The sequence below is a fragment of the Frankia sp. CeCAU1 genome, from assembly GCF_977971845.1.
On record NZ_CDWWXA010000099.1, the window covers coordinates 1,245 to 14,150 of the forward strand.

Annotated in this window: 10 protein-coding genes; 8 read left to right on the plus strand and 2 right to left on the minus strand. The window is 67.0% G+C overall.

Annotated features, from left to right (window positions below; genetic code table 11):
• The first annotated feature begins 71 nt into the window (after positions 1–71).
• From AC08OO_RS16475 to AC08OO_RS16490, 4 genes are all read left to right on the plus strand, one after another.
• Positions 72–1,280 (plus strand): ABC transporter substrate-binding protein, encoded by a 1,209-nt coding sequence (locus tag AC08OO_RS16475; RefSeq protein ID WP_476618730.1) that lies wholly within the window; start codon positions 72–74, stop codon positions 1,278–1,280.
• Between the two features lie 6 nt (positions 1,281–1,286).
• Positions 1,287–2,111, plus strand: a complete 825-nt coding sequence (locus tag AC08OO_RS16480; protein ID WP_476611089.1) for an ABC transporter permease — start codon at positions 1,287–1,289, stop codon at positions 2,109–2,111.
• Positions 2,108–2,461 carry a hypothetical protein gene (locus AC08OO_RS16485; protein WP_476618722.1) on the plus strand — a complete coding sequence of 118 codons (354 nt, stop codon included), beginning with the start codon at positions 2,108–2,110 and terminating at the stop codon, positions 2,459–2,461. Before AC08OO_RS16480 ends, AC08OO_RS16485 begins: the two co-directional genes overlap by 4 nt.
• A gap of 344 nt (positions 2,462–2,805) precedes the next feature.
• Positions 2,806–3,903: an aromatic ring-hydroxylating oxygenase subunit alpha gene (locus AC08OO_RS16490; RefSeq protein WP_011434661.1), complete on the plus strand. Its 1,098-nt coding sequence runs from the start codon at positions 2,806–2,808 to the stop codon at positions 3,901–3,903.
• Between the two features lie 236 nt (positions 3,904–4,139).
• Here AC08OO_RS16490 and AC08OO_RS16495 read toward each other — a convergent pair whose 3' ends face one another.
• Positions 4,140–4,529 (minus strand): transposase, encoded by a 390-nt coding sequence (locus AC08OO_RS16495; RefSeq protein WP_476611091.1) that lies wholly within the window; start codon positions 4,527–4,529, stop codon positions 4,140–4,142.
• 692 nt (positions 4,530–5,221) lie between these two features.
• Between AC08OO_RS16495 and AC08OO_RS16500 the strand changes: the two genes are divergently transcribed.
• From AC08OO_RS16500 to AC08OO_RS16515, 4 genes are all read left to right on the plus strand, one after another.
• Positions 5,222–5,578, plus strand: a complete 357-nt coding sequence (locus tag AC08OO_RS16500; RefSeq protein WP_476611092.1) for a restriction endonuclease — start codon at positions 5,222–5,224, stop codon at positions 5,576–5,578.
• A gap of 150 nt (positions 5,579–5,728) precedes the next feature.
• Positions 5,729–7,480, plus strand: coding sequence for an N-6 DNA methylase (locus tag AC08OO_RS16505; RefSeq protein ID WP_476618723.1), 1,752 nt, complete (start codon positions 5,729–5,731; stop codon positions 7,478–7,480).
• Positions 7,470–8,702: a restriction endonuclease subunit S gene (locus AC08OO_RS16510; protein ID WP_476618724.1), complete on the plus strand. Its 1,233-nt coding sequence runs from the start codon at positions 7,470–7,472 to the stop codon at positions 8,700–8,702. The genes AC08OO_RS16505 and AC08OO_RS16510 overlap by 11 nt, the downstream gene beginning before the upstream one ends.
• Entirely contained in the window at positions 8,703–11,828 is a 3,126-nt protein-coding gene (locus AC08OO_RS16515; RefSeq protein ID WP_476611094.1) for a type I restriction endonuclease subunit R, read from the plus strand.
• Positions 11,829–12,159: 331 nt separating this feature from the next.
• Here AC08OO_RS16515 and AC08OO_RS16520 read toward each other — a convergent pair whose 3' ends face one another.
• Positions 12,160–12,792 (minus strand): efflux RND transporter periplasmic adaptor subunit, encoded by a 633-nt coding sequence (locus AC08OO_RS16520; RefSeq protein ID WP_476618725.1) that lies wholly within the window; start codon positions 12,790–12,792, stop codon positions 12,160–12,162.
• Between the last annotated feature and the right edge of the window lie 114 nt (positions 12,793–12,906).

Genomic DNA, 12,906 nt, shown 5'->3' on the forward strand with positions numbered 1-12,906 from the left:
CGGACAGGTCAACAGCCGCAGGATCTGAAGGACCGACAGGTTAAACGACAGGCTTATCTGGCGGCACCCCGCTGGACGCGCCGACCGTGAAGGCGTCGTTCGACCGGCTGCTGGACCCGGCGAACAAGTCCGCCGCCTTGTCCGCCTTCGCGTCAGTCCTCAAGGCCGGCGGCGTGGCGGTGTCGGGGGCGGACACGGTGGTCTTCCACCTCGAGCGGCCGTTCTCCGACTTCCCTTACCTGGTCTCCGCGGGCAACTACAACGCGGTCGTGCTCAAGAGCGACTACAAGGTCGGCACGTTCGCCACGAAGGCGATCGGCACCGGGCCGTTCCGGTTCGACTTCTACGACGTCGGCCAGGGAGCCTCACTGCGCCGCAACCCGAAGTACCGGGACGCCGGCAAGCCGTACCTCGATGGCGTCAAGGTGACCTTCCACAAGGATGCCCAGGCCGACCTACTGGCATTGCAGAGCGGCGCCATCGACGCGCAGATCCTGTCCGAGGCCGTCCCGATCGCCGGAAGCAACTCCACCGCCGTCGACAAGGCCAACGGTACCAGCCTGACCGCGTTCACCCTACGCGTCGACAAGCCGCCGTTCACGAAGAAGGAGGTCCGGCAGGCCATCTCCTACGCGCTGGACCGGCCGGGTGTCCTCACCTCCGTCTACAACGGGGTCGGCGTCATCGGCAACGACCACCTTCTCGGGCCCGCGTTCGCGGCCGCACCGAAGGACCTCGCGCAACGCGCGAAGGACGTGGCGAAGGTCCGGTCGCTGCCGTCCGCCGCGGGGGTCGAGAATCTGCGGTTCACCCTCAGCTTCGACGCCCCGAACAAGGCCTACGCGCTGGTCATCCAGGACCAGCTCAAGCAGGTGGGGATCACCGTCGATCTCGACCAGCAGACCTCCGACGTGTTCTACGGCGGCAATCAGGAGACCGACACCCCCTGGCTGTTCACCACCGCGAACCTCGTCGGCTGGGTGGGCCGCCCGACGCTGAGCCAGTTCATCATCCCGATGGTGAAGAGCCACGGGGCCTGGAACGGTTCGAAATACGCCAACCCCGCCTTGGACGCCGCGGCCGACGCCTACGACGCCGCGACCGACCCCGCCGAGCGGAAGAAGCAGGCCGAGATCATCGCGCGGGCCCTTCACGAGGACGTGCCGGTCATCATCACCGTGTGGTCCGGGGCCGTCCGGGCCTACCGGTCCGACCGGGTCAGGGGGCTACGCGCCCACCCGTCGGCCTTCCTCGACCTGACAACCGTGAGCCGGGCCTGATCCGGCATGGTGCGTTTCCTGGCCCGGAGGTTGGCGATGATCCCCGTCACCATGCTGGCGGTCAGCTGCCTGGTGTTCATCGCCACCGAACTGATCCCCGGCGACGTGGCGCGCGTCGTGCTGGGTCGGGAGGCCAGCCAGGCGTCGGTGGACGCGCTGCGCCACCAGCTGCGTCTCGACGAGCCGCTGATGCCACGCTACCTGCACTGGCTGGGTGGGTTCGTCACCGGTGGCTGGGGGCGCTCCTACACGCTCGGGGTCGACGTTCGCCCGCTGGTGATCGAACGTCTGCTCGACAGCGCGACGCTTGCCCTGCTCGCCTTCGTCCTGCTGGTGGTCTTCAGCGTGAAGCTGCACTGGCTGCCCTCGTCGGCGCAGGCACCGCCGGGGGCTGATCCGCTGACCTCGATCCGGCATCTGCTGCTGCCCGCGCTCTGCCTGGTCCTGCTGTGCACCGGCTATGTCGCCAGGCACGTGCGGGCGAGCACAGCCGCGGTCCTCGCCAGCCCGTTCATCCGGGCGATGCGGGTGCGTGGCATGTCCGAGGCGCAGCTCGTGCGAGGGCACGTGCTGCGCAACTCGCTGGTGTCGGCGACGAGCGCGCTCGCCGTGCAGCTGCAGTTCCTGCTCGCGGGACTGGTGACCGTCGAGCTGCTGTTCGGTTACCAGGGCATCGGCAACCTGCTGCTGTCGTCGGCGACCAGCAAGGACGTGCCGACCCTGCAGGCCGGCGCGATCGTGCTCGGCGCGGTGGGAATGGGCATCTACGTCGTCGCCGACCTGGTGTACGCGCCGCTCGATCCGCGCGTGCGGGTGGGGAGGGCGCGGTGAACGACATCACGGTGGATTCCGCGGCGAGCGTCGCGGCTGGCCCCGCGGTCGGCGGTGCGCCGGGCCGGGTGCGGATCGTCATCTTCGGCGGCCACGCCCGTTCCTCCACCGGCTATCCGATCTCCTCCTTCGCCGTCCGCACCAGCACCGGGTCGTTCGACTGGAGCAGCGGAGCGCTCTACGCCGGCCCGCAGCGCATCACCGTCACCGTCACCGTCACCGACACCGACACCGCGACGCATCGGGAATGCGTCCTGGAACGCCCGCGCGTCCTCGGCCCGGACAACAGGATCGACCTCGATCTCTCCCGGCCGGGTTTCGGCCAGCCCGGCAGCACCTGCACGCCCTGACCACCCGCGTGGCCTGACCACCCGCGTGGCCTGACCACCCGCTCGGATGTCGTCTGCGTAGGGTAGTATATAAATGACATAGGGTGTCCATTCGTCCGGGGGTGACTGTCGATTTTGCACATAGAGTGATATCGTCGCTCCTTTTGGAAATTCGACGATGCCGGCTCAGCGGCGTTTGGCCGAAGGCACATACGATTCCGCTATCACGTCATATGCGATCTTGTGCCGATACTTCGGTGCTCTCGGCATGACGTAACCGCCGCATCAGGACTGCCGTATCAAGGAGGCCTCAGATCGACCGCCACGAGCTCATCGATCTCACTCGACGGGCGCTCAAAATCGCGATGGACAAGACGACCGACATGGTGCCCGCGGAGCGCCGCCAGCCGGCCTTGGCGTACACGGGCCAGGGACGCTTCGAGCGCGAGCGCGAGCTTGTCTTGCGCTCTCCGCAGCTTGTCGGCTACCGCTCTGAGTTGCCGGCCCCCGGAAGCTACTGCACGAAGACCGTCATGGGCGTTCCCGTGCTTCTGACCCGGGGCGAGGACGGCACGGTCAGGGCTTTCCAGAACGTCTGCGCCCATCGCCAGGCGCCAGTCGCGGAGGGCTGTGGCGCGGCAGAGCGGTTCGTCTGCCCGTATCACGCCTGGGTATATGACGCCCAAGGTGACTTCGTCGGCGGACCCGGCCGTGAAGGTTTCCCCTCGACGATGGCCGGGAAGCCCCGTCTCACGCAACTGCCCGCCGCGGAGCATTCCGGATTCCTGTGGGTCGGTCTCCAGCCGGACAGCGGTCCCCTGGACATCGATGCTCACCTGGGAGAGCTCGGTCCGGAACTCGCGTCCTGGGACATCGGTAGCTGGGCCTCGGTGGGCGAGAAGGTGCTCGACTTCCCGATCAACTGGAAGTTCGCGCTCGACACGTTCGCCGAGAACTATCATTTTGCCACAGTGCACCGGGACACGTTCGCGCTGATCACCAAGAGCAACTGCGCGCTGTTCGACTCCTTCGGCCCGCACCATCGGCTGGTCTTCCCGATGCGGCACATCACGGACCTCGCGGACAAGCCCGAGGAAGAATGGGAACCACTGCACAACCTCGTGGTGATCTACGCACTGTTCCCCAACATCGTCCTGTCGGTCACTGTCGCCAACGGCGAGGTGTTCCGGGTCTATCCCGGGAGCGGACCGGGTCATTCGATCACCTATCACCAGAACGCGTCGCCGATGGATCTCACGGATGAGGCGACGCGAACCGCCGCGGACGAGATCTTCGAGTACGCGCACGCCACGGTGCGCGACGAGGACTACCGCATGGCGATCGACATCCAGAAGAACATGGCGTCGGGGGTGCGGCCCGAGCTCGTCTTCGGACGCAACGAGCCGGGGCTGCACCATCGTCATGCGGTTATCGACGAGGCGCTCGCCGCATTCGGCGGGTAACGCCGGTCCGGACGGGCCCCGCGCCGACCCCTGGCGCGGGTGGGCGCCGGGGCCCAGGGCTGCGGGGAGGTAGCAAATCAACATTGATCGACTACGAAGCGTGGCGGCTCTGGTAGCTCCCTCGCGGGGCTGAGAGTCGGGCGGTGTGGTTTCGGCAATGAGTGGTCGGTCGCTGGCCGCGTGGACGGGAATACTGATTTTTAATGCGTGATGTCGTCGGATCATGACTTCGTGGATCATGATGGTTTCAAGGTCAGATCGGTGCCGGTGAGGCAGCCGTCGAGGAGCTCGGGGCGGTGCTGGAACCCGGTCATGTCCCGGCGGACCAGCTCGTCGAGTTCGTCGACGTCGTCGAAGGCCCGGTTGGCGATCTGCCCGCCTTTGAGTACCGACCACAGCCCTTCCACCGGGTTCAGTTCGGGCGCGTACGAGGGCAGCGCCACCACGGTCAGCCACAGTGTGTTCGCCGCGATGAAAGCGGCCATCTCCGCGCACAGGTGCCGGTTGAGGTTGTCCCAGACCAGCACGACCGGCCGGCCCAGCCGCTTGTGCACGGCCACGACCAGATCCCGGTAGTCCCGCCAGGAGAACGACGTCGGCTCGTCGCGGCGGCCCCGGTGTTTCACCGGTCCGCTTCAATCTGTGCGACCGGCTCGTCCCGGGCGAACCGTTCGGCCGCGTCCCTCCGGACCGGTTCCGGCGATCCCGTTCCGTGGCGGTCAGCCCGCCACCCGTCGCGTACCTCGTACCAGCCGGCTACCCGAACAGAACGCGCACCACCCACCCAAAGATCACAATAAGGTGAAGGATCGTCGTGCTTCCACACAACTTCGCGGATTAAAACTCAGTAGCCCGCCTGGACCGCCTCAAGCTGACGGCAGCCGCCAACACGCGGACCGGGGCTGCGGCCCAGCACCTGCTGCTCATCGCTGTCGCACAGACCGCGCCCTGCAGCGGGGGCTGACCGGATCAACGGGGCATAACCTCACGCACCGCCCACACTGTCAGTCGGGTCATGTTCGCTGTGCCTCGGCGCCGGACACGCACCACGGGCGGGATTGACGTCGCTGGCGTACTCGCGGTGGACGAACCGCCCAGGTCGAACGCGGCGTTGGCGTCATGGTCGATCGCCAGCCGGCAGGCCTCACCACGTGGCTGGGAACCCGCCGCCACCGGGTGGAGAAGGACAAGGCGTTGCTGGCCGGCTTCTGGCCCGGCTGGAAACCGGCCATTCGCTGGGGCCTCGCCCCGGAGACCTGGCCGCCGCAGTGTAGGGCGGTCTGTAGCCGGGTGCGGACCGTGTCACGAGGGTCTTGGCATGATCGTCAGAACTGTGCGGCAGACTATCGTCCGTGGGGGTCAGATTCGCGAGTTGCCGGGCGACCTTCGTGCCGTGTTGCCGGAGGAGCGGAACAAGGGCGACACGTGCGAGCCGCTGATCAAGGCGTACCTGGAGGCCGACCCGGGGTGGACCGAGAGGTTCTCCGCGGTCTGGCAGTGGACAGCCTGGCCTGGCCGTGGCGGGGTGAGTGACATCGGGATCGGCCTGGTCGCCGCGAACCGTGGCCAGAGCGGCTCCACCGTCTGCTCGCCGACTACGAGGTGCCGGTCCTCGCCGTCGTCGACAGCGGTACGCCGCCGAGACCCCCAGCAGGCCATCTCCGGAGTCCGGTGAGATCAGAGTCGACGATTCCGCCAGACTGCTTGGCTGCTGGAACGGGCTGGCCAGGAACTTCGGCCCCGAGCACGGCGGCGTCGGTGGCCCATGGCCCGGACGCAGGCGTCCGGCATCCCGTCTTCGCGTGAGATCCCCTCAAGGAGCCCTGTGAGCACCCTCGGTAGTTTCATCTGGTCGATCGCCGACCAGCTTCGGGGTCCCTACCGCCCCAACCAGTACGGCAACGTGATCCTCCCGCTCACGATCCTGCGCCGGCTCGACTGCATCCTCGAACCCGACCGGGACACGGTCCGCGAGCTCGCGCGGACGTTCGACAACCCGACCCGGCTGAAGATCGAGGTGAAGAAGGCGACCGGCAGGCCGTTCTACAACACCTCCAACTACGGATTCAGCAACCTCCTGGCCGACGCCGACGGGCTGGCGGACAACCTGGCCGACTACCTCGACCGGTTCTCGCCCGACGTGGACGTGTTCGAGTACTTCGACTTCAAGAAGGAGATCCTCGCGCTGGAGAAGGCGGGGCTCCTGCGCGAGATCATCACCTCGTTCAAGGCGATCGACCTGCACCCCGACGTGGTGTCGAACGCCGACATGGGCGATGCGTTCGAGTACATCATCCGCAAGTTCAACGAGGCCGCGAACGAGACCTCCGGCGACCACTACACCCCGCGCGACGCGATCCGGCTGCTGGTCGACCTGCTCTTCGCGGAGAAGGACGCCGACCTGACGGAGGCCGGCATCGTCCGCACCCTCTACGACCCGACCGCGGGCACCGGCGGCATGCTCGCCCTGGCCGAGGAGCACCTGCTCGAGCAGAACCCGGACGCGAAGCTGAGCCTGTACGGCCAGGAGTACAACCCGCAGTCGTACGCGATCTGCAAGTCCGACCTCCTCGCCAAGGGCCACGACGCGACCAACATCGCCTTCGGCAACACGCTCACCGACGACGCCTTCACGGGCAAGAAGTTCGACTACTGCATGTCCAACCCGCCCTACGGGGTCGACTGGAAGCAGTACGCCAAGCAGATCGCCAAGGAGCGCGACGAGGCCGGCCCGTACGGCCGGTTCGCCCCCGGCCTGCCGGCGACCTCGGACGGGCAGATGCTCTTCCTGCTCCACCTGGCCCACAAGATGCGGGCGCCCAAGGACGGTGGCGGCCGGGTAGGGATCATCATGAACGGCTCGCCACTCTTCAACGGCGCCGCCGGATCCGGCCCCTCCGAGATCCGCCGGTGGCTGCTGGAGAACGACCTGGTCGAGGCGATCGTCGCACTGCCGACCAACATGTTCTTCAACACCGGCATCGCCACGTACATCTGGATCCTCGACAACACCAAGCACCCCGACGCCAGGGGCCTGGTCCAGCTCATCGACGGCACCTCGTTCTGGACCAAGATGCGCAAGAACCTCGGTTCCAAGGGCCGCGAGATCTCCGACGCCGACCGTGAGAAAGTCGTCAGCCTGTACGTGGACTTCCTTGACGCCGACCCCGACTACTCCAAGGTGCTGAGCAACGACGAGTTCGGCTACTGGACCATCACCGTCGAGCGCCCCCTGCTCGGCGAGGACGGCAAGCCGGTCGTCGACCGCAAGGGCCAGCGCAAGCCCGACCCGAAGAAGCGCGACACCGAGAACGTCCCCTTCACCTACGGTGGCTCGACCGCCGGCCGGGGCGGAAAGATCGATGTCATCAACGCCTACTTCGACGCCGAGGTGCGACCGCACGTCCCCGACGCCTGGATCGACTGGGCCAAGGTCAAGACCGGCTACGAGATCCCCTTAACCCGCCACTTCTACAGGTACGTCCCACCCCGCCCCCTCGCCGAGATCGACGCCGACCTGGACAAGCAGATCGCCAAGATTCTCGACCTGCTGCGGGAGGTCGAGGGTGATCGCTGAGAGGCTCGACCTCGTCGACTCCGGTGTGTCCTGGCTCGGGAAGGTCCCGCCGCGCTGGACCACAAAGCCACTGTGGTCCATGTTCGAACGCATCAAGGATGTGGACCATCCGGAAGAGCAGATGCTATCCGTCTTTCGCGAGTACGGCGTCGTGGCGAAGGACTCACGCGAAAACATCAACAAGACCGCCGAGAACCGCAGCATCTACCAGCTCGTCCACCCGGGCTGGCTGGTCGCCAACCGGATGAAGGCATGGCAAGGTTCGGTCGGTATCTCCTCGCTCCGCGGGATCGTTTCCGGTCACTACATCTGCTTCGCGCCGCGCCATAGTGAGGACGCCCGCTACCTCAACTGGCTCCTTCGCTCGACCACCTACACCAACGGCTACGCACTGCTCTCGCGCGGAGTGCGCATCGGTCAGGCCGAGATCGACAACGACGAGTTCCGGCTGATGCCGATCCTGCTCCCGTCGCTAGGGGAGCAGCGCGCCATCGCCGACTACCTCGACCGCGAGACCGCCCGCATCGACACGCTCATCGAGGAACAGCAGCGCCTGATCGAGATGCTCCGCGAGCGGCGCCACTCGCTTATCGACGGCGTCTTCGACATGCAGGTGCCTAATTCGCGACTTCAGAATGCCTGTATCGACGTCGTCGACTGTCCGCACACGACTCCTGAGGTACTGGACGACGGCGAGTACGAAGCCGTCCGAACCGCCTCGGTCAGGAACGGAAAGTTCCGCCCTGGGAACGGGCTGCCCATCAGTAGGGAGACCTGGAAGGACCGGAACGCTGGAGGAGCGCCAGCCGTTGGCGACGTTCTGTTCACGCGCGAAGCCCCTGCTGGTGAGGCATGTATGGTCCCTCATGATCAGATCTGTCTCGGTCAGCGCATGGTGCTGTTGCGGATTGATCGCGCGGAATGTGTCGGCAGGTTTCTGCTTTGGCAGATCTACTCGGACCGCGTGCAAGACCACTTCCGACTCTCGGCGAACGGATCGACGGTCGCAAACGTCAGGCTTCCGGTTCTGCGCACAACGCCGATCTGGCTGCCCGAACTCGACGAGCAGCATCGCGTCGCAGCGTATCTTGACGATCAAGCGGCGAAGGTCGACATTCTCATTGCGGAGACCGAGCGGTTCATCGAACTCTCGAAGGAGCGGCGCGCGGCGCTGATCACGGCGGCGGTGACGGGGCAGGTCGACGTGCGGGGGATGGTCTGAATGGCCGATCACAACGAGGTCGTCTTCGAGTCCGAGATCTGCGCGTACCTGGAGGCTCACGGGTGGCTGTACTCGGCGAACGACACCGGGTATGACCGTGAGCGGGCGCTCTTCCCCGCGGATGTGTTCGCCTGGTTGGAGGAGACTCAGCCGGCGGCGTACGGGAAGGCGCTGAAGGCGGCCGGGTCGGCGGCGAAGTTCCTCGATGTGCTGGCCACGGCGCTCGACAGGCCGCTGGAGCACGGCGGCGGGACGTTGAACATCCTGCGCAACGGGGTCGTCTACATCGGTGGTGGCCGGTTGAAGCTGGCGCAGTTCCGGCCGGAGACCAGCCTGAACGCGACGACGGTGGCGCAGTATGCGGCGATGCGGGTGCGGGTGATGCGGCAGGTGCGCTTCTCGACCGCCGATCAGCGCAGCATCGACCTGGTGTTCTTCGTCAACGGGCTGCCGGTGGCGACGGTGGAGCTGAAGACGGACTTCACGCAGTCGCTGGACGAGGCGATCAACCAATACCGCAAGGACCGGCGCCCGGTCACCAACGGCCGGGCGGAGCCGTTGTTGTCGTTCGGGCATCGGGCGCTGGTGCACTTCGCGGTCTCCAACGACCTGGCGGCGATGACTACCCGGTTGGAGGGGGAGAAGACGCACTTCCTGCCGTTCACCATCGGCCACGATGGCGGGGCGGGGAACCCGCCCGGTGCCGAGGGGCGGTCGGCGACGGCGTACCTGTGGGAGCGGGTCTGGGAGAAGGACGCCTGGCTCACCATCGTCGGGCGGCTGATGATCGTGGAGACCCGGGAGGAGTGGGACGTCGCGACGGGGACGTCGGTGCGGCGCACCAGCATGCTCTTCCCGCGGTTCCACCAGTGGGAGGCCGTGACGACCATCGTCGACGCCGTGCGCGAGGAGGGCGTCGGCCACCGGTACCTGATCGAGCACTCGGCCGGGTCGGGGAAGACGAACACGATCGCCTGGACGGCGCACCGGCTGGCGCGGCTGCACGTGGACGACGAGAAGGTCTTCGACACGGTCATCGTGGTCGTGGACCGGACGGTGCTCGACGGGCAGCTTCAGGAGGCGGTCCGGCAGATCGACGGGTCCGGCAGGATCGTGGCCACGATCAGCCCGGAGGACGTCCGCAAGGCCGGCGCGACGTCGAAGTCCGGGCTGCTGGCCGCCGCGCTGCGGAACGGCGAGCTGATCATCGCGGTGACGGTGCAGACGTTCCCGTTCGCGATGGACGAGATCCAGGCGGACAAGGGGCTGAAGGGCAGGAAGTTCGCCGTCATCGCCGACGAGGCGCACTCGTCGCAGTCCGGCAGGATCTCCTCCCAGCTGAAGGCAGTGCTCACCGCCGAGGAGATCAAGGACCTCGCCGACGGCGGCGAGGTCGCCCTGGAGTCGCTCCTGGCGGCACGGATGAGCGAGCGGGCCGACTCGCCGAACATCTCCTACTTCGCGTTCACCGCGACCCCGAAGGCCAAGACGCTGGAGATGTTCGGGCGGAAGGGGCCGGACGGGAAGCCGGTCGAGTTCCACCTGTACTCGATGCGGCAGGCGATCGAGGAGGGGTACATCCTCGACGTCCTGCGTGGCTACCAGTCGTACGACACCGCGCTGAAGATCGCCGGTAAGGCCACCGCCGACAGCGAAGTCGAGGAAGGCGCGGCGCGTAAGGGGCTGATGCGGTGGGTGAAGCTGCACCCGACCAACATCAGCCAGAAGGTCCAGATCATCGTCGAGCACTTCCACGCCAACGTCGCCCACCTGCTGGAGGGCAGGGCGAAGGCGATGGTCGTCACCGACTCGCGCAAGGCCGCGGTGAAGTACAAGAAGGCGATCGACGCCTACATCGCCCGCCGGGCCGCGGAGGACGCGTCGTACACCTACCGCACGCTGGTCGCCTTCTCCGGGTCGGTGACGATGGACGAGAACGAGGAGTGGGCCTCGGAGTGGGGGCCGGTGCCGGCGAAGGACGTCGAGTTCACCGAGACCAACCTCAACCCCGGCGCCGGCGCGGACCTGGCTGCGGCGTTCAAGGGCCAGACCTACACGGTCATGCTGGTGGCCAACAAGTTCCAGACCGGCTTCGACCAGCCGCTGCTGTCGGCGATGTACGTCGACAAGAAGCTCTCCGGGGTCACCGCCGTGCAGACGCTCTCCCGGCTCAACCGCACCCACCGCACCGCGGGCGGGGAGATCAAGCGCACGACGTTCGTCCTCGACTTCGTGAACACGCCCGACGACATCCGGACCGCGTTCGAGCCGTACTTCACCGGCGCGGCCCTGGAGACCGAGACCGACCCGTACGTCGTCGCCCACCTCGCCGCCAAGCTCGCCCAGACGGGGATCTACACCACCGACCAGGTCCGGAACGTCGCCGACCTGTGGGTGAAGCGGAAGGGTAACAACGCGCTGTCGGCCGCGATCGCTCCGGCGAAGCACGAGTTCGCGAGCCGTTACGCCGCCGCGATCGAGGCCGATGACAAGGTCACGCTCAGCACCCTCGGCCTGTTCCGCCAGGACGTTTCCACCTACGTCCGGCTCTACGACTTCATGAGCCAGATCGTCGACTACGGCGACCCGTACCTGGAGATGCTCTCCATCTTCCTGCGCCTCCTGGAGAAGGTCATCGCCGACTCCTCCTGGGCCGCCGAGGTCGACCTCTCCGACGTCGTCCTGGTCGGGGTCAAGCACGAGAAGCGGGTCGCCGTCGACATCTCGCTGACCGGCGGCGGCGAGCTCAAGGGAATCAGCGCCGCCGGAACCGGCGCCCGCAAGGAGCCCCGGTACGTCGCGCTCCAGGTCGTGATCGACAGGATGAACGACCTCTTCGGCGCCGAGTCCTTCACCGAGTCCCAGATCCGCGAGTTCGTCGACGGCCTGGTCCAGCGGCTCCTCGCCTACCCCGACCTCGTCAGGCAGACCCAGGTCAACTCGAAGAAGCAGTTCATGGACTCCGACGACTTCAAGGCCGTCGTCACCGAGGCCGTCCTCGACAACCAGGAAGCCCACAACACCATGGCCGACTACTTCTTCAGCGACGGCCCCGCAATCAACAGCGTCATCCTTGCTCTCGCGGACGCCTTCTACGAGGTCGCCACGTCACAGGAGGCCGACTGACAGAATATCCGGCCAGGGGCGCTTTCGCACCTCGGGAAATCGGCCTGCTCCGACCGAGGCCGAGCTCGCCTTGCCCGGCCGAGAGTGGTTTGTTCCGTGACGGGGCAGGGCGCTGGCTTGGACCATCTCAGGGTGGATAGTAGACTCAGGCCAGCGTGGCGGCTGCTCAAGATCCACGGTCACGCGGCGCATGCGCTCGGGTGTGCGCATCGTGAACCCGGACGACGAACCAGCACCCGGCAGCCGCCGGCACCCCGGGACACACAGAGTGCCCGTGACCTGCACGAACACACACATGGCGGCACTGTGCGCTGCTAGACGGCAGGCCGTCCTACGGGCTTTTAACCGGCGGGTTTCCCGCCCTGCAGCTGCCGCGAACCTTGATCGATATTGGTTTGGCCTGCATCGTTCGAAAAATTGACCCCCGCCGCAGGGCTCCGCCTCTGGTGGACGATGAGTTCGTGCGTGCCGACGGCAGCGCCGCGTGCAGGTCGGCGAGGATGACCTGGTTACCGGCGGTGAGGCCGGACGTCACCTCGGTCCGGTCGGCCCCCACCGCCCCGGTGGTCACCCGGACGGTCACCGCCTTGCCCTTCCGCAGGACCGAGACCGTGCTCAGCCCGCCGACCCGGTGCACCGCCGAGGTCGGCACGGTCAGCATGTTCCGGACCTCCCGTACCACGATCGACACGGTCGCGCCGGTGCCGTCGAAGAGCTTCGTCCGCGTCGCCGCCAGTGCGATCTTGACGGGGTAGGTCGTGGTCGACCCGGTCGTGCTGTTCAGGACGCCGATCGAGGAGACGGTGCCGGTCAGCGGCGTGGACACGCCGTCGACGGTGACGTCGGCCCGGTCGCCGGGCCGCACCAGGTCCACGGCGGACAGCGGGACCGTGGTGACGACCTGCTTGCCATCGGCGCCGAGTACGGTGATGGCGTTGGTGGTGGAGAACGCGCCGACGGTCATCCCGGGTGAGCTGGACGTACCGCCGCCCACACTGCGGGACGATCCCGCCGAGCTTCCGGAGCGGACGGTCGATCCTCCACCGGAGGAGCTGGGGGCGGGACCGTGGCTGGGGGC